The organism is Nocardia nepalensis (assembly GCF_048910785.1).
Taxonomy (GTDB): domain Bacteria; phylum Actinomycetota; class Actinomycetes; order Mycobacteriales; family Mycobacteriaceae; genus Nocardia; species Nocardia nepalensis.
Map to the genome: position 1 here is coordinate 285,193 of NZ_JBKBET010000021.1, position 21,406 is coordinate 306,598.

The 21,406-nt window shown below is 66.6% G+C and carries 23 protein-coding genes; 6 read left to right on the forward strand and 17 right to left on the reverse strand.

Going from position 1 to position 21,406, the window contains the following annotated elements; all coding sequences use genetic code 11:
• Window positions 1–91 precede the first annotated feature (91 nt).
• On the reverse strand, window positions 92–1,081 hold the full coding sequence (locus ACHQ4I_RS18235) for an alpha/beta fold hydrolase (protein WP_420772985.1): 990 nt from the start codon (window positions 1,079–1,081) through the stop codon (window positions 92–94).
• 54 nt (window positions 1,082–1,135) lie between these two features.
• Between ACHQ4I_RS18235 and ACHQ4I_RS18240 the strand changes: the two genes are divergently transcribed.
• Window positions 1,136–1,984 carry an SDR family NAD(P)-dependent oxidoreductase gene (locus ACHQ4I_RS18240; protein ID WP_420772986.1) on the forward strand — a complete coding sequence of 283 codons (849 nt, stop codon included), beginning with the start codon at window positions 1,136–1,138 and terminating at the stop codon, window positions 1,982–1,984.
• Between the two features lie 3 nt (window positions 1,985–1,987).
• Here the strand turns inward: ACHQ4I_RS18240 and ACHQ4I_RS18245 are convergent, their stop codons facing one another.
• Window positions 1,988–2,821, reverse strand: coding sequence for a LysR family transcriptional regulator (locus tag ACHQ4I_RS18245; protein WP_420772987.1), 834 nt, complete (start codon window positions 2,819–2,821; stop codon window positions 1,988–1,990).
• A gap of 70 nt (window positions 2,822–2,891) precedes the next feature.
• Between ACHQ4I_RS18245 and ACHQ4I_RS18250 the strand changes: the two genes are divergently transcribed.
• The gene (locus tag ACHQ4I_RS18250) at window positions 2,892–4,019 is read left to right on the forward strand and encodes a YbfB/YjiJ family MFS transporter (protein ID WP_420772988.1); all 1,128 of its coding nucleotides are present in this window, start codon (window positions 2,892–2,894) and stop codon (window positions 4,017–4,019) included.
• Here the strand turns inward: ACHQ4I_RS18250 and secG are convergent.
• The 4 genes from secG to ACHQ4I_RS18270 form a co-directional block, all read right to left on the reverse strand.
• Window positions 4,006–4,239 carry a preprotein translocase subunit SecG gene (secG, locus tag ACHQ4I_RS18255; protein WP_062991810.1) on the reverse strand — a complete coding sequence of 78 codons (234 nt, stop codon included), beginning with the start codon at window positions 4,237–4,239 and terminating at the stop codon, window positions 4,006–4,008. The two genes, ACHQ4I_RS18250 and secG, sit on opposite strands and share 14 nt — an antisense overlap.
• 58 nt (window positions 4,240–4,297) lie before the next feature.
• Window positions 4,298–5,908 carry an MFS transporter gene (locus ACHQ4I_RS18260; protein WP_420773091.1) on the reverse strand — a complete coding sequence of 537 codons (1,611 nt, stop codon included), beginning with the start codon at window positions 5,906–5,908 and terminating at the stop codon, window positions 4,298–4,300.
• Window positions 5,909–6,035: 127 nt separating this feature from the next.
• Window positions 6,036–6,212, reverse strand: a complete 177-nt coding sequence (locus tag ACHQ4I_RS18265; protein WP_420772989.1) for a hypothetical protein — start codon at window positions 6,210–6,212, stop codon at window positions 6,036–6,038.
• Window positions 6,213–6,370: 158 nt separating this feature from the next.
• On the reverse strand, window positions 6,371–6,658 hold the full coding sequence (locus tag ACHQ4I_RS18270; protein WP_420772990.1) for a TetR/AcrR family transcriptional regulator: 288 nt from the start codon (window positions 6,656–6,658) through the stop codon (window positions 6,371–6,373).
• A 42-nt stretch (window positions 6,659–6,700) separates the two neighbouring features.
• Here ACHQ4I_RS18270 and ACHQ4I_RS18275 point away from each other — a divergent pair, with 42 nt between their 5' ends.
• The 3 genes from ACHQ4I_RS18275 to ACHQ4I_RS18285 all read left to right on the forward strand — a co-directional run bounded on the left by ACHQ4I_RS18275 (window position 6,701) and on the right by ACHQ4I_RS18285 (window position 8,722).
• Window positions 6,701–7,192, forward strand: coding sequence for a lipase family protein (locus tag ACHQ4I_RS18275; RefSeq protein ID WP_420772991.1), 492 nt, complete (start codon window positions 6,701–6,703; stop codon window positions 7,190–7,192).
• Window positions 7,193–7,397: 205 nt separating this feature from the next.
• Entirely contained in the window at window positions 7,398–8,192 is a 795-nt protein-coding gene (locus ACHQ4I_RS18280; protein ID WP_420772992.1) for an META domain-containing protein, read from the forward strand.
• Window positions 8,193–8,194: 2 nt separating this feature from the next.
• Complete coding sequence (locus ACHQ4I_RS18285; RefSeq protein ID WP_420772993.1) at window positions 8,195–8,722, forward strand: hypothetical protein; 528 nt, start codon at window positions 8,195–8,197, stop codon at window positions 8,720–8,722.
• Window positions 8,723–8,745: 23 nt separating this feature from the next.
• On the opposite strand, the gene ACHQ4I_RS18290 is transcribed toward ACHQ4I_RS18285, so the two are convergent.
• The 9 genes from ACHQ4I_RS18290 to ACHQ4I_RS18330 all read right to left on the reverse strand — a co-directional run bounded on the left by ACHQ4I_RS18290 (window position 8,746) and on the right by ACHQ4I_RS18330 (window position 18,983).
• Window positions 8,746–9,375, reverse strand: coding sequence for a DUF1579 family protein (locus tag ACHQ4I_RS18290; protein WP_420772994.1), 630 nt, complete (start codon window positions 9,373–9,375; stop codon window positions 8,746–8,748).
• A gap of 152 nt (window positions 9,376–9,527) precedes the next feature.
• Complete coding sequence (gene tpiA, locus ACHQ4I_RS18295; protein ID WP_420772995.1) at window positions 9,528–10,313, reverse strand: triose-phosphate isomerase; 786 nt, start codon at window positions 10,311–10,313, stop codon at window positions 9,528–9,530.
• Window positions 10,314–10,316: 3 nt separating this feature from the next.
• Window positions 10,317–11,531, reverse strand: coding sequence for a phosphoglycerate kinase (locus ACHQ4I_RS18300; RefSeq protein ID WP_420772996.1), 1,215 nt, complete (start codon window positions 11,529–11,531; stop codon window positions 10,317–10,319).
• Window positions 11,532–11,536: 5 nt separating this feature from the next.
• Window positions 11,537–12,556: a type I glyceraldehyde-3-phosphate dehydrogenase gene (gene gap, locus ACHQ4I_RS18305; protein WP_420772997.1), complete on the reverse strand. Its 1,020-nt coding sequence runs from the start codon at window positions 12,554–12,556 to the stop codon at window positions 11,537–11,539.
• A 308-nt stretch (window positions 12,557–12,864) separates the two neighbouring features.
• Window positions 12,865–13,848 (reverse strand): DNA-binding protein WhiA, encoded by a 984-nt coding sequence (gene whiA / locus ACHQ4I_RS18310; protein WP_040692075.1) that lies wholly within the window; start codon window positions 13,846–13,848, stop codon window positions 12,865–12,867.
• The gene (locus ACHQ4I_RS18315) at window positions 13,839–14,885 is read right to left on the reverse strand and encodes a gluconeogenesis factor YvcK family protein (RefSeq protein ID WP_420772998.1); all 1,047 of its coding nucleotides are present in this window, start codon (window positions 14,883–14,885) and stop codon (window positions 13,839–13,841) included. Before ACHQ4I_RS18315 ends, whiA begins: the two co-directional genes overlap by 10 nt.
• A complete protein-coding gene (gene rapZ, locus ACHQ4I_RS18320) occupies window positions 14,882–15,886 on the reverse strand; it encodes an RNase adapter RapZ (RefSeq protein ID WP_420772999.1) in 1,005 nt (334 codons plus the stop codon). The genes ACHQ4I_RS18315 and rapZ overlap by 4 nt, the downstream gene beginning before the upstream one ends.
• Before the next feature lie 175 nt (window positions 15,887–16,061).
• Window positions 16,062–18,071 carry an excinuclease ABC subunit UvrC gene (uvrC, locus tag ACHQ4I_RS18325; protein WP_420773000.1) on the reverse strand — a complete coding sequence of 670 codons (2,010 nt, stop codon included), beginning with the start codon at window positions 18,069–18,071 and terminating at the stop codon, window positions 16,062–16,064.
• A 66-nt stretch (window positions 18,072–18,137) separates the two neighbouring features.
• Window positions 18,138–18,983, reverse strand: a complete 846-nt coding sequence (locus ACHQ4I_RS18330) for a LysR family transcriptional regulator (protein ID WP_420773001.1) — start codon at window positions 18,981–18,983, stop codon at window positions 18,138–18,140.
• An 83-nt stretch (window positions 18,984–19,066) separates the two neighbouring features.
• On the opposite strand from ACHQ4I_RS18330, the gene ACHQ4I_RS18335 reads away from it, so the two are divergent.
• A complete protein-coding gene (locus ACHQ4I_RS18335; protein ID WP_420773002.1) occupies window positions 19,067–20,077 on the forward strand; it encodes a bile acid:sodium symporter family protein in 1,011 nt (336 codons plus the stop codon).
• Window positions 20,078–20,087: 10 nt separating this feature from the next.
• On the opposite strand, the gene ACHQ4I_RS18340 is transcribed toward ACHQ4I_RS18335, so the two are convergent.
• Together ACHQ4I_RS18340 and ACHQ4I_RS18345 are read right to left on the reverse strand one after the other, a co-directional pair.
• Window positions 20,088–20,522, reverse strand: a complete 435-nt coding sequence (locus tag ACHQ4I_RS18340) for a hypothetical protein (RefSeq protein ID WP_420773003.1) — start codon at window positions 20,520–20,522, stop codon at window positions 20,088–20,090.
• A 119-nt stretch (window positions 20,523–20,641) separates the two neighbouring features.
• Complete coding sequence (locus ACHQ4I_RS18345) at window positions 20,642–21,343, reverse strand: HAD family hydrolase (protein WP_420773004.1); 702 nt, start codon at window positions 21,341–21,343, stop codon at window positions 20,642–20,644.
• Window positions 21,344–21,406 lie beyond the last annotated feature (63 nt).

Consider the following 21,406-nt stretch of genomic DNA (forward strand, 5'->3'; position numbering starts at 1 on the left):
GAGGGCGGGCAGAGCGTCGATGCTGGCGGCATTGTCGCCGCCGATGCGATGGGCGAAAGCCGCGTCGGTGCGACCGGCGTGCAGGCCGTAGCTAGGCGACGACGCCGGCGGAGTTCGGAACCAGGTCGCGAAGATGGCTCGTGATCAACGTGTTGACCTCGTCGGTGCGTTCCAGTTGGACGAGATGTCCGGCGTCGGCGACCTTGGTGACGGCGCGCAGATCGGGGACGCTGGCGCGGAGCGTGGCCAGCGGGTCCCGGCCGCTGAAACCCTCCATATCCGGATCCCGGTCGCCATAGAGGAAATACGTGGGGACGGAGATCTCGGCGTCGGTGAATTCGGCGGTCAGTTCCCAATTCCGATCGAGGGCTCGGTACCAATTGAGGCCGCCCGTGCAGCCGGTGTTCTCGAAATCCTGTGCCAGGGTATCGAATTCGGCAATCGAGAGCCAACGCCACGGCAGCCGTGGAGCTTCGGGAAGGACGTCGAGGTAGCCGGTTCCTTCGGCCGGGAAGCGCCAGGTGTCGAGATAGTGATAGTCGGCACTGAGGGAGTAGTAGACGCGGGCCAGGAATTCCCTTGTGCGGCCGCCGAGTTCGACGTCGGCGACCCCGGGCTTCTGAAAATAGTCCAAATGCAGGAAGTGGCGTTCGGCGGCCTTGGCCCACAGCTGCGACGGCGCGCGCGGCGGGCGCGGCGCGTACGGATTGTTGAGCACGATGACGCCGCTGACCCGTTCCGGTGCGCGCAGCGCCAGCTCCCAGACCAGGGCCGCACCGAAGTCGAGTCCGACGAAAACCGCTTGCTCGGCATCGATGTCATCGAGCAGCCCGAGCAGGTCACCGATGACGGCACGGTTGGTGTAGTCCTCGATATCGGCCGGCACATCCGTGCGTCCATACCCACGCAAATCGGGCGCGATGGCCCGGTAACCCGCCGCGGCGACCGCCTCGAGCTGGCGATGCCACATGTACCAGGTGTGCGGGAAGCCGTGACAGAAGATCACCGGATGCCCCTCGCCCTGTTCGGCGACATGCATGCGGACGCCGCCACCCGTCACGAACCGATGGATCAACTCCACAACGACCTCCAAAACCTAGAACGTGTTCTTGTTTCACGGTAGTGTCCCAGGATCGTGGACGGAATACCTCAGGTTCTCGGCGGCCGGGTCGCGGTGGTGACCGGCGCGAGCCGCGGCATCGGCAAGGGCATCGCGTTGGAGTTGGGTGCTGCGGGCGCGACGGTGTACGTCACGGGGCGGTCGGCAACGCCCGGACGACTGCCCGGAACCGTGCACGCGACCGCCGCGCAGATCGATGCACTCGGCGGCACGGGTATTCCGGTCGTCTGTGATCACCGCGACGACGATGCGGTCGAGCGACTATTCGAGCGGATCCGAGCCGAGCACGGCCGACTCGACGTGCTGGTGAACAATGTCTACAACTCCCCGGCCGCCGCGCGCTGGCTCGGCAAACCGTTCTGGGAGGTACCGCCGACGGCCTGGGACGAGACCTTCGATATCGGCGTCCGATCGCATTACGCGGCAAGCTATTTCGCAGCTCCCCTGCTGATCGAATCGGCCGGGCTGATCGCCAACATCTCCTCGCCCGGCGCGGAGCGCTATATGCACAACGCGGTGTACGGCGTCGCCAAGACCGCCCTGGACCGCCTCACCTCGGATATGGCCGACGATCTCGCCGACACCGGCGTCACGGTGGTCTCGCTGTGGCCCGGCATCGTCGATACCGAACTGCTGCAACTGGTTGCGCCCAATGCGGACGGCCGCCGCCTCGTCACCCTCCCCGGCGAGGGCACCTACGACCTCGACGCCGCCGAATCCCCGCGCTTTCCGGGTCGCGCCGTCGTCGCACTGGCCGCCGATCCGGACCGCCTCGATCGCTCCGGATCAGCTTGGCGCGTAGCGGATCTCGCCGACGAATACGGATTCACCGACGTCGACGGTCGCGTCCCGCGCAACGACTGAGGATCAGACCAGGCTCAGGAAGCGCTGCACCGATCGCAATGGCGTCGGCTTCACCCGCCAGGTCAGGTAGATGTGCGATCGTGGGGCATCGACAATGTCGACGTAGACCACGCCCGGATGCGGCGCACGGGTGCGGGCGAGTACCGGCACGATGCCGATACCGCGTTCGGCCGCAACGAGTTCGATCCACTCGTCGAAATTCGTGCAGGTGATGACGGTCCGGTTCGGGTCGGGCGGATCCCATGATTCGGCGTTGGTGGTGCCGGAGACGGTATTGGCCACCAATGGATAGTGCGCGAGTTCGGCCCAGTGCACCTCGTGCGCGGCCGCCAGCGGCGAATGCACCGAAACCGCCAATACCCGCTGTTCGGAACCGATTTCGCGGGATTCGAGGTGGTGCGGCAGCCAGATATCGTTGCGGTGGATGGCGATATCGATCGACCGGTCGTCCAGTGCCGCCATCGGATCCTCCACGCGCCGCAGCGAAATCCGGCCCCCGAGCGCCTCGTATCGAGTGCGGGCCGCGGCGAACCAGGCATCGGGCAGCAGCCAGGAGAACCCGACCTCGATCGTCGCGCGCCGGCGCAGATCCGCTTGGACGGTGTCGATATCGCCGATGATCCGCCTGCTGTGCTCGAGCAGCTCCGTGCCCTCTTCGGTCAACTCGAAGCGCCGGGAGGTGCGTTCGATCAACCGGCATTCGACGAGGCGCTCCAATTGCTGGATGGTTCGGGTCAGCGCGGGCTGGCTGAGGTGCAGCCGGGCGGCGGCGCGGGTGTAGTTCGTTTCCTCGCAGAGTGCGAGGTACGCCCGCAGGTGCCGCAGCTCGATATCCATGCGTCGAGCGTATACATCGTGCACAAGAAGCATTTCACAGCGTTGCCGAGGAACCGTACCGTCGGATGTCGTGACCGCATCGGCTCTCCTCGACACCCCGCGCCGCACCCTCGGACCGGCGCTCGCCGCCGGCGCGGGTCTCGCCGCCGCCGTCGGTGTCGGCCGCTTCGCCTATACGCCGCTACTGCCCGCGATGGTGGACGCGCACCGCATCGATGCCCATGACGGCGCGCTGATCGCGGCCGCCAACTACACGGGCTATCTGGCAGGCGCGATCCTGCTTGCGCGGCGACCGAATCTCAACAGCCGCAGGTCGTTTCGCATCGCGGCCGGTGCACTCGTGGCCAGCGAGGCGCTCATCGCGCTCCCCGGTCCAACCCTGATCCCCGCGGTGTTGCGACTGATCGCGGGCGTGGCCAGCGCGGTGATCTTCGTGGGCTGTGCCGGTGCGATCGCGCGACTGAGCGGGCATGGCGCGGGCATCGCCTTCGGTGGAGTCGGCTTCGGTATCGCCCTTACCGGGCTGCTCACGCTGGCCACCCGGCCGGTGCTGTCCTGGCAGGGCCTATGGCTCGGCGCTGCCGCAGTGACCGCCGTGCTACTGCTTCCCGCGCTCCGGCTCGATATCCACGGCCGTCCCAGCGCCGAGATGGTCCGAGGTGAGCGCACGAGCACGGCTTGGCGGGCACTGGTCATCGCCTACTCGCTCGAGGGCGTCGGCTATATCGTGATCGGCACATTCCTGGTCGCCGCCGTCGGCGCGCACAGCGCGGCGCTCGGCTCGGCGATGTGGGTGATCGTCGGCGTTGCCGCCGCACCTGCGGTGGTCTGGGTTTCGGTCGCGCGCCGCTGGACTCCGGCGACCGCCTTGGTCCTCGCGTTGCTGGCGCAATGCGTGGCGTCGGCGCTGCTGGCCGGGTCGACTACGACATGGCCCGCGATTATCGCGGCGGCACTGTTCGGCGGCACATTCATGGGCATCACCATGCTGGCGATCCGGCTCGGCACCGAACTGACCGACCACCGGGCCGCGGCCACACTCACCGCGGGCTACGGCGCGGGGCAGATGCTGGGTCCACTGGTGGTCGTGCCGGTGATCGGCGCCGGTTATGCGATGGCGTTCGTGATCGCGACCGCAGTGCTGGCGCTGGCGACGGCCGCGGCCGTCACAACCGCGCGGCAACTCACGCGAACTTGATCTCCAGGCCGATGCCGAGGATGGCGATGAGCCAGATCAGGCCGGTGAAAATGGTGATGCGGTCGAGGTTCTTCTCGACGACGGTCGAACCCGACAGGCTGGACTGCACGCCGCCACCAAACAAGCTGGACAGACCTCCACCCTTGGCGCGGTGCAGCAGCACCAGCAGCACCAGCAGCACGCTGGTGATGATCAGGAGGATATCCAGGAACATCCGCATGCCGGACAGTCTATGGGTGTGCGTCCGTACCTGCATAATCACCCCGGCGCGACGCGACCTACGGTGTGTCTACAGCGACCAGGTGCGTGGTGGTGTCCCGTCCGATCATGAACTCCGCGACGGCACGTTCCCGCAGTTGATCTTGGGCGGTGAGCCGCACCTGATGCTGGTGCATATGCTCGGACCAGGAGCGCACCACGAACGCCTCCACATAGCGGTCGATCACGCCGACATCGCGATACAGCCGCCATTCCATCGCGCCGGTTCGCTGCATGGACCGTCCTACGAAGACCATCGCGGCCAGAAACTCCTCGACCTTCTCCGGCGGGACATCGTAGGTGCGCAGCACCAGCACCGGCCCGTCCTCGGGATCCGGTTCGACCACGAGTTGCGGTTCCGGCCAGAAGGCGCTCGGGCTCAGGTCCACTTCCTCGGCATTGTGGCGGATCGGCAGCCAGACCGAGCTCAGCGCCGAACCGGCCAACAGCACCGCGGCGGCGAGCAGCGCGGCCACCGGCCCCACCGCGCCCGCGACCAGACCCCACACCAGCGAGCCGAGCGCTTGCCCGCCCATGAACACCAGCATGTACACCGACAACCCACGCGCCCGCACCCATGCGGGCAGCAGCAACTGCATGGTCGAATTCATCGTCGACATCGCCAGCAGCCACGCGAACCCGGCCCCGATCAGCAGCACCAGCACCACCGGCACGCTGTGCAGCACCGCCGCACCCGCCGAGGCGATACCGAACAGGATCGCGGCCGCGGTCAACCGCTGCGTAGGCGTCAGCAGCGCCCGCACCCGCGACAGACCGAGCGCACCCGTCACCGCACCGAGCCCGAGCGCGCCGAGCAGCAGACCATAGCCCGACGAGGACAGTCCGAGTTCGTCGCGGGCGATCACCGGAAGCAGCGCCCACACCGCGCTCGCCGGAGCGATGAACAGAATCGAACGCAACAGCACCCGGCGGATCGCGGGCGCGGCCCGAATGAACCGGGTACCCGCCTGCAACGCCGCCAGCGGCCGCTCACTGGGCAGCTTCCGTTCTTTCATCGGCCTGCGCCAGCTGAGCAACACCGTGACGATGCCGACGAACGACACCGCGTTCAGCGCGAACACCAGCGTCGGCCCCGACAGCGAGACCAGCACGCCCGCGATCGCGGGCCCGACGGCGCGCCCGATATTGATATTCATGCTGCCAAGCGCCGCCGCGGACGGAATCTGCTCGCGCGCAACGAGTTCGGGCTGAATCGCCTGCCACGCCGGCCCGGTCAGCGCCTGCCCGCACCCGAGTAGGAACAGCAACGTCAACAGCACACCCGCAGTGGTATGCCCGGTCGCCGTCGACACCGCGAGCACCGCCGCCAAAATCGCCATCGCCGACTGCGCCCCCAGCAACAACCTGCGCCGATCCAACAGATCCGCCAACACCCCCGACGGAATCGACAGCAGCATCACCGGCAACGTGGTCGCCGTCTGCACAAACGCCACCAACGTCGCGGCATTCGGCGCATCGACCAGAATCCACTGCGCCCCCACCGTCTGCATCCAGGTCCCGAGATTCGACACCAACTGCGCAATCCACAGCGCCCGATAGATCCGCGACCGCAACGGCGCCCAGGTAGATAGCGGAGCAGTGGCATCGGCAGTGGTCACGCGGCCGAGCATAGTAGTGGTGGCGCCCTGCGCTGCCGCACCATCGCTGACCGCAGCGACGGCTGCGCTCCGGCGGCGAATTTCCGAAGTGGCGGAATTGCTCACGACTCTGGCAATACCGACTATTGGCATACGGGAATCATGTGTCGTGCAGGGATTTGGCGTAAACGCGAAGCATCTCCTCGATCAGGGTGAGCAGGGTGGGGCCGAGGTCGGGGCGAGGGTAGACAGGGCGAACGATTGCTTCGCCCGAGAACAGGTGCAGGACCAGGAAGAAGATGGGCTCGCGGAGGTGTTGGGGAAACTGTTGCAGCACATGGGTTTGCTCGACTCCGGCGACGACCTCGGCGTAGTAGTCGGCGACGGTTGGTTCGATGCGGGCGCGCAGTTCGGAGTCCGAGCGGGCGGCGAGGTAGATCTCGCGTAGAGCGTGGGTGAGGTTGGAGGATTGGGCCTCGCGGAGGAAGCGCAGGGCTACGCGAGTGAATCGTCCTGGGCGCCGAGGTGTTCCATGACCACGTGGTAGGCGGCCAGTTGGCGGGCGAAGACTTCTTCTGAGGTGCGGACGATCAGATCCAGTCTGCTGTCGAACTGCCGGAACATCGCGCCGACGGAAAGTCCTGCGCGACTGCAGATTTCCTGCACTGTGGCGCGCTGATAGCCGATCTCGCCGATGGCCGCGATGGTTGCGTCGACCAGTTTGGCCACCGTGGCGGCACGGCGCTCCTGCTGCGTGCGGCGCGGGCGCGGGGATGCGGTCATCATTCGCTCTCGGAGAACTGCGCACCCTCATACGCACTGCAGATGGGGTCGCTGCCCAATCCGCTGAACAGCGTCATCCGACTGGAATTCGTCGAGGTTCAGGCCATACTGCAACTCGGCCACGCGGTGGTCGTCCCCGATCATCAGGGTCCGAACAGCGCCTATGCCGTCGGCCTGCTCGGCGGCCGGATCACCCTCGACGCGATCCGCGCGGCGGAGAACTTCGACCAGGCCGGGCTGTCGGGCGCGGATACCCGCACCGCGCTGTGGGGCTACTCCGGCGGCGCGATCCCCACCGCCCACGCGGCGGAACTGCAGCCCGAATACGCACCCGAGCTCAACCTCGTCGGCTCGGCGACCGGCGGACTGCTCGCCGATATCCGCGCTGCCGTGGACTACAACAACGCCACCTCGACCTTCGGCGGTGCGGTACTCGGCGGATTGTTCGGTGTCGCAAGGGATACACCCGCGACATCCTCGCCGAACACGGCGTCGCCGCGGCGGCGGGTGCGGGCTCGACCGCATTGTGGCTGAATGACCGACTCAACGGCGTGCAAGCCGCTCCTGGCTGCAGTAATCGTGACGTGGCCAGCGAATTCCTCGACCCGGGCGCCTTCATGGCATTCGTCGATGCCATCGGCCAGACCCTCGCCTCCGCGCTGGGCATGCCGGTCTGACTCGGCTCCGGCGCGTCTGGAGATCCACGGTTTCCCGCGGCAACGGCCGTACGATCGGCTACATGTCGGCTACAACGGTGCGCGTCGGAATCCTGCTGGCCATGGCGGCGGGGCTACTGGCCGGTTGTTCGAGCGACCATAACAAGGAAGAGAAATCGACCGCCACGCCGATGGGTCGCACATTCGTGTCGACCGCCGTCGAAGGCCAGCAGATTCCTGGCGGCGGTCCGATGACGCTCACCTTCGCCGATGGCAAGATCTCGGCCAGTTCCGGCTGTAACAGCGCCAACGGCACGGTCGACCTGGCCGACGGCATTTTGCATGTCGGCACTCTCGCCAGCACGCTCATGGCCTGTCCTGATGAGCGCGGGCAGGCCGATAGCTGGCAGGACAAGGTGCTGACCTCGCTGCCGAAGTGGCGACTCGACGATTCGACACTGACGCTGACCGGGAAGGACATAACCGTGACCTTGCTGGACAAGAAGATCGCCCAGCCCGATAGGCCGCTCATCGGCACCACCTGGATCGTCACCGCCCTGATGACGCCCGACGCCCAGATCCGGTCGCAGACCCTGGACGAGGTGAAGCCGACGCTCACCATCGCAGCGGACGGCGCGGTCTCCGGCAGCGCCGGATGCAACCGCGTGACCGGCCACGCCACACCCACGCCCACCGCCAACGGGCCGGACGTCACTTTCCAGATCGGCACCACCAAGATGGCCTGCGCGCCCGAGATCATGGAGGTCGAGCAGGCCGTGTTGAAGGCCCTCGACGGCAAGACGACGGCCACCATCGACGCGAACACGCTGATCCTGCGCAATACCAACGGCTCCGGCCTGACACTGCGCGCGGAATAGCCGTGGCCAAGCACCGAAACAACTCCCGCACAGCGAGTTTCCGCCCGCCGGCTCGCCGCACCTGGCAGGTCGAAATCGGCCCGTGGCCGGATCTCCCGTCGGCCCATATCGAGAAGCTGCCCGCGCCGCCGTCGCCGGTCACCCTCATCCGCTACGCCGAGCTCTACACCGCCGCCGGACTCATCCGCCGCGACGAAACCGGCGCCTCGGACGCGGACACCATTACCGCGCTACTCGCCGAGCGAGACGAATTCCTGCACACCGCCTTCTCTTTGGGCTTTATCGACCCCGATGGCGCACTCCTGGCCGCATGCTCGGTCGGCATCTTCGATACCACGGCCAGGCTGCATATCGTGCACGCCACCAAGCAGCCCGCCGAACTCGCCCACCTCCTGCGCGGCACCCTGTACCGATTACACGTGCACTACCCCGATGTGCGGACCGCCGAAGTCTCGATGGACCCGCACGACGAACCTTTGGAGCTGGCGCTCACCGCCACCGGTTTCACGGTGCGCCACCACACCGCCTGATCCCGATGGCCGGCAGGCGATGACTACTTCCGTGTCAGGACCACCCGGTCGGCGATCCGCTCGGTCTCTCCGGGCGGCGCGAAGTAGATCTCCATGGTCGCCCGATCGGCCGACTCCAATTTGATCACCGTCCGCATCGGAATCGTCTTGCCGACGAACTGCGGCCCCAGCACACCCGGATCGGTGAACTCCCCCGCGACCACGATATCGGCGGCACCGCCGCTGGCCTTGGCGCCCTTGTAGGTCATCATCATCGGCGTCACGCTGTCCACCGTCGACCATTCGTAGCGGTCGTCGGTCGGCGAGTAACCGAGCGTGCCGAGCCGGTAGTACGGCTTGCCACCGAAGCTGCCCTCGGCCTCCTCCTGCATGAAGTTATTGCCCGTCTTGCCGATCCAATGCCAGCGCGAAGTGATATCGCTGTTGATCGGATTGTCCGCGGTCCCACCCGCGATGAACGTCGACTTCGCGCCATTCCATTCGCCGACCAGCTGATTCAGCTTCTGGTGCCCGGCATCCTGCTGGGCTGGAGTCGCCTCGGCACTGGATGTTGGTTGTGACTGTGCGGAGGAATCGCTGGAGCATCCGGTCCCGAACGCGGTGCATGCCACAAGCGCAACCGTGACCAGTGCGCGCGCCTTAGTTGATCTCACGTGAAAATCCTTGTCGGCCTTGCTGATCAGAGACGCGACCAGCATCGCATCCCGGCCACGGCATGTCTCGCCCAGAGCGGGAAGGCCGAACGCGAATCAGCCCGGTACCACGCGATCACGCGTGCTACCGGGCTGATTCGAGCATTCGCCCGTCAGGGCAGCGGACCACCTGCGGCAATCGCGGACAGCGTCGCGAATTCATCGCCCTTGAGCGACGCACCGCCGACCAGAGCGCCGTCGATATCGGTCTGCGCGACCAACTCTCCGACATTCTTGGCATTGACCGAACCGCCGTAGAGCACCCGCACACCCGCCGCGACCTCGGGCGAGGCCAGTTCGACGAGCTCCGCACGAATCGCGCCGCAGACCTCCTGCGCGTCGGCGGGAGTGGCGACCTTACCGGTGCCGATCGCCCAGACCGGCTCGTAGGCGATGACGATCTTCGAAATCTCTTCTGCCGTCAGACCTTTGAGCGAGCCACGCAACTGCTCGAGGTTGTACTCGACGTGCGTCTTCGCCTCGCGGACATTGAGACCCTCACCGATGCACACGATCGGGGTGATCCCGTACTTCAGCGCCTGCTTGGTCTTGGCAAGCACGGTGCCGTCATCCTCGGAGTGGTACTGCCGCCGCTCCGAATGGCCGACGACCGCGAAGGTGCAGCCCAGTTTGGACAGCATCGCGGCGCTGATCTCACCGGTGTATGCGCCCTCGTCGTGCGTCGAAACATCCTGCGCACCATAGGTGAGCAGCAGCTTGTCACCCTCGACGAGGGTCTGCACGCTGCGGAGGTCGGTGAACGGCGGGATCACCGCGACGTCGACCTTGGCGAAGTACTTCTCCGGCAGCGCGAATGCGATCTTCTGCACCAGGGCGATGGCCTCGAGGTGATTGAGGTTCATCTTCCAGTTGCCCGCGATGAGCGGTTTGCGTGCCATGGTTCAGTCCTCCAGTACCGCGATACCGGGCAGTTCCTTGCCCTCGAGGTATTCCAGGGATGCGCCGCCACCGGTCGAGATGTGCGAGAAGCCGTCCTCGGGCAGGCCGAGTGCGCGCACGGCCGCGGCCGAATCGCCACCGCCGACAACGGTGAACGCGCCCTTGCCCGTCGCGGTCACGATCGCCTCGGCGACCCCGCGGGTTCCGGCCGCGAAGTTCTCGAACTCGAACACACCCATCGGGCCGTTCCAGAACACCGTCTTGGCCTCGGTGAGCAGTGCCGCGAACCGGTTCACCGACTCGGGACCGATGTCCAGACCCAGCCAGCCATCCGGAATCTCGTTGGCGGGCACCACCTTCGAGTCCGCGTCGGCCGCGAACTTATCCGCGACGACAATGTCGCGCGGCAGGTGGATGACGTCCCCGTAGCGTTCCAGCAGCCCCTTGCAGGTCTCGATCATCTCCTCCTGCAACAGCGAGGCACCCACCGAAAGGCCCTGTGCGGCAAGGAAGGTGAAGCACATGCCGCCGCCGATCACCAGGGTGTCGACCTTGGGCGCGAGCGCCTCGATGACGGCCAGCTTGTCGGAGACCTTGGAACCGCCGAGCACGACCGCATACGGGCGCTCCGGATTCTCGGTCAGCTTGGCGAGCACCTCGACCTCGGCGGCGACCAGCGTGCCCGCGTAATGCGGCAGCAGTTCGGCGACATCGTAGACCGAGGCCTGCTTGCGGTGCACCACACCGAAGCCATCGGAGACGAACGCACCGTCATCGCCGACCAGTTCGACCAGCGCCGCGGCCAACTTGGCCCGCTCCGCATCATCCTTACTCGTCTCACGCGGATCGAAGCGCACGTTCTCCAGCAGGAGCACGTCACCGTCGGTGAGGCCCTCGGAGCGCGACAGCGCGTCGTAGCCGACGACGTCACCGGCGAGCTGGACATTGCGACCCAGCAGCTCGGCCAGCTTCACCGCGACCGGGGCGAGTGAGAACTGCGGATCCGGCTCGCCCTTCGGGCGGCCCAGATGCGCCGTTACGACCACCTTGGCACCGGCCTCGACCAGCGCCTGCAGCGTGGGCACCGAGGCGATGATGCGACCCGGGTCGGTGATCTGGCCCTTCTCGTCGAGGGGAACGTTCAGGTCGGAGCGCACGAGCACGCCCCGACCCTCGACACCCTCGTTCAGCAGATCCTGGAGCGTCTTGACTGCCATGCGCGTCAGAGCGACTTGCCGACGAGGCCGATGAGATCGGCAAGGCGGTTGGAGTAACCCCACTCGTTGTCGTACCAGCCGACCACCTTCACCTGGTCATCGATGGTCTTGATCAGCGGCGCGTCGTAGATGCACGAGTGCGGGTCGGTGACGATGTCGCTGGAAACGATCGGGTCCACGTTGTACTTCAGGATGCCCTTCAGCGCACCTTCGGCGGCGGCCTTGTAGGCGGCGTTGATGTCATCGATAGAAGCCGACTTGCTCAGGGTCACGGTGAGGTCGGTGACCGAGCCCGTCGGGACCGGGACGCGCAGGGCGTAGCCGTCCAGCTTGCCGTTGAGCTCCGGGAGCACCAGGCCGATGGCCTTCGCGGCGCCGGTGCCGGTGGGCACGATGTTCAGCGCGGCGGCGCGGGCGCGACGCAGGTCGCTGTGCGGACCGTCCTGCAGGTTCTGGTCCTGGGTGTAGGCGTGGATGGTGGTCATCAGACCACGCTCGATGCCGAAGCTGTCGTTGAGCACCTTCGCCAGCGGGCCGAGGCAGTTGGTGGTGCAGGAGGCGTTGGAGATGATGCTCTGGCTGCCGTCGTACTTGTCGTCGTTGACGCCCATGACGACGGTCAGGTCCTCACCCTTGGCGGGCGCGGAGATGATGACCTTCTTGGCGCCCGCGGCGATGTGGCCCTTGGCCTTGGTCGCGTCTGTGAAGATGCCGGTGGATTCGACGACCACGTCGACGCCGAGGTCACCCCACGGCAGGGCGGCGGGGCCCTCCTTGATGGCCAGCGCCTTGATCCGCTGCTCGCCGACCACGATGGTGTCGTCGCCGTCCAGCGAGACATCCTGCGGCAGGCGGCCCAGGATCGAGTCGTACTTGAGCAGAGTGGCCAGCGTCGCGTTGTCGGTGAGGTCGTTGACCGCGACGATCTCGATGTCGGTGGTGCCGAGCGCCTTCTGCGCCTCCACCGCCCGGAAGAAGTTACGTCCGATACGACCGAAGCCGTTGATGCCTACCCGGACAGTCACGTTATCGCTCCTCAGCTTTCAAGCGGATTCATTCCGATGCCACAACCACAGTAGTGCCCGTCGGTCATCTCTCCGACACGTACCTGGCATTCGCGAGAACGCGGGACCTGCGCAGACGCGCGTGCGCATGGTTTCGGCGCACAATTGCGCCGTCCTCGTCGTTGTTTCGGCTCACTATGGAATCCGGTGCTCACCCCGGCAAGTGCGGCCCGAGCGGGTGCCGACACGCGCCACGGCGTCGGACTTCGGACCGTTAGCCGGGTGGACAGAAAAAAGCGAATCGCCGCCCCGTGGGGCGGCGATTCGACTCACGCTTCGTCGAGCAGTTCGGCGGTGACGGCTGATTCGGTATCAGGCACCCCCAACTCCTTGGCCCGACGGTCCGCCATCGACAGCAATCGTCGGATCCGACCTGCCACAGCGTCTTTCGTCATCGGCGGGTCGGCGAGCTGACCCAACTCCTCCAGCGATGCCTGGCGGTGCTGCACGCGCAGCTTGCCCGCCGCGGCCAAATGGTCGGGCACCTCATCGCCCAGGATCTCCAGCGCGCGTTCGACTCTCGCGGCCGCGGCGACCGCGGCGCGGGCCGAACGGCGCAGGTTGGCGTCGTCGAAGTTGGCCAGTCGGTTCGCGGTGGCCCGCACCTCGCGGCGCAGCCTGCGCTCCTCCCAGACGATCCGGGTGTCCTGCGCACCCATCCGGGTCAGCAGTGCGCCGATCGCCTCGCCGTCGCGCACCACGACCCGATCGGTGCCGCGCACCTCACGCGCCTTGGCGGTGATGCCGAGCCGACGCGCAGCACCGACGAGGGCGAGCGCCGCCTCCGGACCGGGGCAGCTGACCTCGAGCGCCGAGGAGCGGCCCGGCTCGGTGAGCGAGCCGTGCGCGAGAAACGCTCCGCGCCAAGCGGCTTCGGCATCGCCGATGCTGCCGCCGACCACCTGCGCGGGCAGTCCGCGCACCGGACGGCCGCGCACATCGAGCAGGCCGGTCTGTCTGGCGAGCGCCTCACCTTCCTTCGACACCCGCACCACATAGCGCGAGGTCTTGCGCAGGCCGCCAGCGCCGAGCACGTGCACATCGGAGCCGTAGCCGTATAACTCGAAGATCTCCCGGCGCAGCCGACGCGCGATGGAGCCCATATCGACCTCGGCCTCGACGATCACCCGCCCGCCGACGATGTGCAAGCCGCCCGCAAACCGCAGCAGCGCAGACAGTTCCGCCTTGCGAGAACTCACCTGCGAGACCGTGAGCCTGCTCAGCTCGTCCTTCACTTCGGCTGTCATCGCCACGAGACGCGCTCCTTTCCACCCAACCCGGAACGCACATCCTGACCCATGTGCCGTCCCTCGACTCGAAGCCCTGCCATATGTGGCCGAGGTTGCCGGATCAGCTGATCCAGTGCGGCGGCAAGCTTTCCGGGGTGATGCCGGTCGGTGCCCGCTTCGGCGACATCGGAAAAGGTTACTCGTGCCCGCAATTGTTCGGCAGCCCTGGCCACATGTTCTCTTTCGCGACCTTCCGGCACCGACCCGGAATCGACCAGTACCTCGTCGACCACGAATTCCGGTGCGTGCTGGGACAATACATGCAGATGGCGCTCCGCGGAGAAACCGGCCGTTTCTCCTGGCTCGGCGGCGAGATTCAGCACCAGGACCTTGCGCGCCCTGGTATAGACCAGCGCGTCACGCAATTCGGGCACCAGCACATGCGGAATCACGCTGGTGAACCAGGAACCCGGGCCCAGCACAACGACATCGGCGTGTTCGATGGCCGAGGTGGCCTCGGGACTGGCGGGCGGATCGGACGGAATCAACCGCACGCGCCGCACCTTACCCGGTGTCGTCGCGATGGCAACCTGGCCGCGAATGCAGCGGCTGACGCGTGGATCTGCTTCCAGCCCAGAGACATCCGCTTCGATATCGAGTGCGATGGGCGACATGGGCAGCACCCGGCCGGTGATGCGCAACATCTTGGCGACCTCATCTAGCGCGGCCACCGGATCGCCGAGCACCTCGGTCAGGCCCGCGAGGATCAGATTGCCGACCGAATGTCCGGCCAGCGCGCCGGTGCCGCCGAAGCGATGCTGCACGGTGCGCGTCCAGACGTCGTCGCCGTCCGCGGCCAGCGCCGCGAGGGCCATGCGCAGATCACCGGGCGGTAGCACACCGAGTTCGGACCGTAGTCTGCCCGACGAACCGCCGTCGTCGGCGACGGTGACCACGGCGCTGATCTTCCTGGTCAGCCGCCGCACCGCGGTGAGCGTCGCATATAGGCCGTGCCCGCCACCAAGCGCAACGATGGCGGGATCCGATTCCCACCCCGTCATTCGCGCCCCAGGTCCCGATGCACGACCCGCACGACATCGGCGGGACCGGTTTTCTCGGTCTCGGATCCGATCAGTTCGCCGAGCGCTTCGGCTATCGCCACGCTGCGGTGTTTACCTCCGGTGCAGCCCACTGCCACCGTCATGTATCGCTTCCCCTCTTGGCGGTAACCATTCGTCGTCAGGTCGACCAGGTGGTGGCAAGTGCTCAGATAATCGGCCGCGCCGGGACGCGACAACACATACTCACTGACCACGGTCTCCTGTCCCGAATGTTCCCGAAGTTCCGGTATCCAATGCGGATTGGGTAGAAAACGCACATCCAACACCATGTCCGCATCGAGTGGTACCCCGTACTTGAATCCGAACGACTGCACCGTCAGCTGCAGCGCGGTGGGCGCGCCGCCGCCGTAGGCCTCCTCCAGCTTGCGGTGCAGCTGGTGGATCGACAGCTCGGTGGTGTCGATGACCAGGTCGGCCGCCGTTTTCACGGCGGATAGGCGAATCCGTTCGGCGGCGATGCCCGCCGAGAGCGTACCGTCGGCGCTCTCGCTCTGCAGCGGATGGCGGCGGCGAGCGAAACCGAAACGCCGGATCAGCACGTCATCGGAGGCCTCCAGGAACAGGATCCTGGTCCGCACGCCCGAGGCGCGCAGCTGTTCGGTGACGACCGACAGATCGCCGGTGAAGAAGCGACTCCGCACATCCATGACCAGGGCGAGCCTGCTGATCGGCGGTTCGGCGGAGGCGCCGAGTTCGACCATCCGCCCGATCAGCTCCGGCGGCAGGTTATCGGTGACATACCAGCCCAGATCCTCGAGTACGCGGGCCGCGGTACCGCGGCCGGCGCCGGATAGGCCCGTCACGATCACCACTTCGACCTGCGGCTGATCTGGATTGCCGGCACCGCGTTCGACAGGTGCGCCGAGGGTGCCCGCGGGGCCGGTCCGCCCAGCGGTCGACCGCGGGCTGCCCGCACTGTTGTTCGATTCGACGCGTGTCATGTCCTACCGGATCTGTGTCAGGGTGCCTGTCGATCATCCCGCACCGGTTCCGGTATCGGGCGCCGACATGCGCGATTACCTTCCGTGGTGCGCAAGGACGGCTCACAAACATGTGACTCGGAGCCGTACCGAGGATATATGCGGAGGGGAGCAAAACTGGCCATTCCGATATTCCTCAGTCCTCTCGTAGCGCCGCGAGCACGGCCTTGGCTGTCGCGACGCCGATGCCCGGGACCTCGGTGATCTCGGCGACGGTCGCCTCCTTGAGCTTGGCCACCGACCCGAAATGGGTTACCAGCGCGGTTCGGCGCGCCGCGCCGAGTCCGCGCACCGAGTCCAGTGCGGACGCGGTCATCCGGCGGGAGCGCTTGCTGCGATGGAAGGTGATGGCGAAGCGGTGCGCCTCGTCGCGCACCCGTTGCAGCAGATATAGCGACTCGCTGTTACGCGGCATGATCACCGGATCGCTCTCCCCCGGCACCCACACCTCCTCGAGCCGTTTCGCCAGGCCGATCACTGCGACATCGGTGATGCCGAGTTCATCGATGACCTCCGCGGCGGCCGCGACCTGGGGTGCGCCGCCGTCCACGACATACAGATTGGGCGGATAGGCGAACTTCCGTGGGCGGCCGGTGCGGGGGTCGATGCCGGGGCGGGAGGTGAGTTCGAGGTCTTCGGTGTCGTCGTTGGTCGACTCCAGGTCCTCGGCCTCGATCTCGTCCCGCTCGCGGCGCAAGCGATAGAACCGCCGCCTGGTCACCTCCGCGATACTGCCGACATCATCGGAGCGGCCCTCACCCGCAGCCTCCTTGATCGTGTAGTGGCGATACTCGGACTTGCGCGGCAGGCCGTCCTCGAACACCACCAGCGAGGCCACCACATCGGTACCCTGCACGTGGCTGATATCCACACATTCGATTCGTAGCGGTGCGCTGTCGAGATCGAGGGCGTCTTGAATGTCTTGCAGCGCAGCGGATCTCGAGGTCAGATCGCCCGCGCGCTTGAGCTTGTGCTGGGCCAGCGCCTCCATCGCATTGCGTTGCACGGTCTCGGCGAGTGCCTTCTTGTCACCGCGTTGCGGCACCCGCAGCCGCACCGCCGATCCGCGCAACTTGCTCAGCCACTCCTGGACCTGTTCGGCGTCGGCGGGCAGTTCCGGCACCAGCACCTCGCGCGGCACCACGGTGGCCGGTTGTTCGTCCTCGCCCTGTTCGGCCAGCGCCACCTGCTCACCGTAGAACTGGGTGAGGAACTGCTCGACCAGCGCGGCGACCTCGCCACCGGCCTCTTGGCCGTCGATGGCGTCGCCGGATTTGTCGACCACCCACCCCCGCTGGCCGCGCACCCGGCCGTCGCGGACGTGGAAGATCTGCACCGCCACCTCCAACTCGTCGATGGCGAAGGCGACCACATCGGCGTCGGTACCGGTCCCGAGGACCACGGCCTGCTTCTCCAATGCCCGCCGCAGCGCCTGGACATCGTCGCGCAGCCGGGCCGCGGTCTCGAAATCCAGATCCTCGGCGGCGTCGTGCATACGGCGTTCCAGATCGCGCACCATGCGGTCGGTGCGCCCGGCCAGGAAGTCGCAGAAGTCCTCGACGATGTGCCGGTGCTCCTCGGCGTCGACCCGGCCGATGCACGGCGCCGAGCATTTATCGATATAGCCGAGCAGGCAGGGCCGCCCGATCTGGTTGTGCCGCTTGAAGACGCCATTGGAACAGGTGCGCGCGGGGAAAACCCGCAGCAGCAGATCCAGGGTCTCCCGTATGGCCCAGGCGTGCGCGTACGGGCCGAAGTACCGCACCCCCTTCTTGCGCGCACCGCGGTAGACGAACAGGCGCGGGTACTCCTCGTTCAACGTGACCGCGAGCACCGGATACGACTTGTCGTCGCGATAGCGCACGTTGAACCGCGGATCGAATTCCTTGATCCAGTTGTATTCCAGCTGAAGGGCTTCCACCTCGGTGGAGACCACGGTCCATTCGACACTCCCCGCGGTGGTGACCATCTGCCTGGTCCGCGGATGCAGCGAAGCCACATCGGCGAAGTACGAATTCAGTCTGCTGCGCAGGCTCTTCGCCTTGCCGACATAGATCACACGCCCGTGTGCGTCCCGGAATTTGTAGACACCGGGTTCAACGGGAATCGTGCCCGGCTTCGGCCGGTAAGTCGCGGGATCTGCCACGAAACAAGCCTATCCACCGCCCCCGACACATCCGCACGGGCGCGGCGCTCGCCCGGGGTGCACGGCTCAGGTGAAGCGGCGCGCGCTGGCGATGATGGCGTCGCACAGCGCCTGTTCCGGTGGTGACAGGCGGGTGCGGCGGCGCATCAGGACGAACTCGAGCTCGCCCAGATCCGGCAGGCGGCGGTCGGACAGGACGACGAGACCGTCCGGCAGCAGGGTTTCGGCGTGCACGATGACGCCGAGACCGGCGAGCACGGCGGCGCGCAGGCCGAGTTGGCTGTCGCTGGTGCAGGTCACCCGCCAGGTGCGGGCGTCGCGTTCGAGTGCCTTCAGTGCGAGGCGGCGGGTGAGGCTGGGCGGCGGGTAGGTGACCAGCGGGACCGGATCGTCGAATTCCGTTGTGGCCGAACGGCCCGCCCACACCAGGCGGTCGCGCCAGAGCAGTTCGCCGTGGCGTTCACCGGGCAGGCGTTTGCCGACGACCAGGTCGAGTTCGCCGGTCTCCATGCGGGTTTTGAGGTTTTCGCTGAGGCCAACGGTGAGTTCCAGATCGATGCCGGGATGGGTGCGCTGGAATTCCAGAAGTGCGTCGGGGAATTCACGGGCCATCACGTCATCGGAGGCGCCGAGGCGGATCAGGCCGGTGAGGGTGGAGCCGGAGAAATAGCGCTCGGCCTGGGCTTGCGCGTCGAGGATGGTGCGGGCGAAGCCGACCATGGCCGCGCCGTCGGCGGTCAACGCGAGGTTGCGGGTGTCGCGTCGGAACAGTTCGCGCCCAGCGGCCTTCTCCAGGCGGGCGATGTGGCCGCTGATGGTGGACTGGCGCAAGCCGAGGATGCGACCTGCCGCGGTGAAGCCACCCGCGCGTTCGACGGCGAGGAAGGTCCTCAGCAGCTCGGGTTCGAACACGGCTCTAATTATCACCGATCGCGTTTACAGATATCGATCTGAACGCCTGTCGCGATCAGTTGGCCGAGTCATATGGTCGACTGGTGCAGTTGTTCGCCAAACTACGTATCGACGCGTTCATGCTCGGCATCCTGGTCAGCGTGGCGGTGGGCGCGCTATTGCCCGCGCGCGGCACCGCGGCCGATGCGCTCGACTGGATTACCAAGATCGCGATCGGCGTGCTCTTCTTCCTGTACGGCGCGCGGCTCGCACCCCGTGAGGCGCTGGCCGGTTTGCGGCATTGGCGGCTGCACTCGTCGGTGCTGGCGGTGACCTACCTGCTCTTCCCGCTTATCGGCCTGGCACTGCACTTGCTGGTGCCTTCAGTGCTCACCGAGGACCTCTACATCGGTGTGCTGTTCCTCTGTCTGGTGCCGTCGACCGTGCAGTCATCGATCGCCTTCACCTCGATTGCCCGCGGCAATGTTGCGGGTGCGGTGGTCAGCGCGTCGCTGTCGAATCTGATCGGTGTGTTCGCGACCCCGCTGCTGGTGATGCTGTTGCTGGACACCACCGGCAATGCCAGTGTCTCCCCCACCGCGATCCTCGCGATCGTGGTCCAGTTGCTGCTGCCGTTCCTGGCGGGTCAGTCGCTGCGCACCCGGATGACCTGGCTGCTGCGGCATGCCACGGTGACCAGGGCCGTCGATCGCGGCTCGGTCTATCTCGTCGTCTACGCCGCCTTCAGCGCGGGCATGGTCGAACACATCTGGAGCGGCGTCTCGCCGCGCGCGCTGGCGGCGACCGTCGCTGTTTGTGCTGGCATCCTCGCCATCGTTCTCACGGTCACTACGTTCGGCAGCCGACTGCTCGGTTTCTCGCGCCCCGACCAGATCGTCGCGATCTTCTGCGGCTCGAAGAAGAGTCTCGCGACCGGACTCCCCATGGCTTCGGTGCTGTTCGCCGGGCATTCGGTCGGTCTGATCGTGTTGCCGCTCATGGTCTTCCATCAGATCCAGCTGCTCACCTGCACGGTCCTCGCGCAGCGCTATGCGAGATCCGCAGCCGACCTCCAGCCGGATCTCGCGCCCGAGCCGTCCGCACAACCTGCCTGATCCGCCGGACTCACCAATCGACCTCGATTACTCGAAAGTCGAACCAGGCCTTGGCTTCCGGCCGCCGCAGCTGGTAGACGATCGTCGCCGACGCGCCGAGCGTGAACAGGACCACGACCAGCCTCGCCAATTCCGGGACAGCCTCGACATGCACCCGCAGCACCGCGACGGTCTGCATTATGGCCAGGCCGATGGCGACCCAGCGCACCATCGCTCCACGGCCGAGAGCGAATACGGCGATTCCGAGTATCCAGCTATAGCCGAATTGCACGGCCGCGGATCTGGCCGCCTGATCTCCCGCGATCAGGCCCATGACGATCGGATAGGCGAGACCGAAGCCCGCCAGACCCGATGCGGCCTCCCTGGCCTCGCGGACCGATTCGGGCAGGCCGACGGGCCACGCCGTGCGCACGGCCGACGATTGGAAATATGCCTCGGCATCCATAACCACTCCCCGCTCGAGCTTGCGCGCCGCGATGTGGTGGGCGTCACAGCAAGCTAATTCAGTTCCGGGACATCGGTATTCGAGACCAGAAGAGTGTGGCGCAGGTCACATAACGGCCGCTAGGCGAGTTCGTACCTACGCAGGACGTCGAGCAGCCCTTCGGCGCGATCCGCCGTCGGCAACGGATCGACCAGCGCGAAACCGCAGCCCGCGGCCACGGCACCACCATCGGCCTCGGCGCTGTCACCGACCATCAACGCCGACTCCGGGCGCACCCCGAGCCGGTCCAACGCGGTCAGGAAGATCCGCGGATCCGGTTTCACCGCACCGACTTCGAAGGACAGGGTGTGGGCGGCGACGAGTCGGTCCCAGCCGCCGGCGGCGAACGCCGGGCGGATATCGAAGGCGATATTGCTCACCACGGCAACCGGGATATCTTGCGCCGCCAAGGTTTTCAGAACCGCGCCGGTGTCCGGATACGGTGTCCACGCCAATGGGTCGAGCATCCAGTCGTAGAGCCGTTCGACGAGTGCCTGCGTCGGCACCCCGGCTTGCCGCAGCACCTCGAGGTAGGCCGTGCGGTGCATCGCCGGATCCAGGTCGCGCCGCTCCCACGCGGTCCGGCCCGCGGCGTCGAACCGCGCGCCGTGACCGACCGGCGTGGTCATCCGGTCCAGGATCGCGGCCTGGTCCAAGGGTTTGCCATCGGGTCCGACCATGTCGTCCCAGACTTCATCGGGCTCCAGCCGGAACAGCGTGCCGGAGAAGTCGAACAACACCGCCTCGATCGCCACTCGATCCAGCGTACCGACCGTGCGCATCGGCGGACCTCGGACCGAATGATCACCTGCGGAGAGTGCTTGCCCGCGAGGCGTTTTCGACGC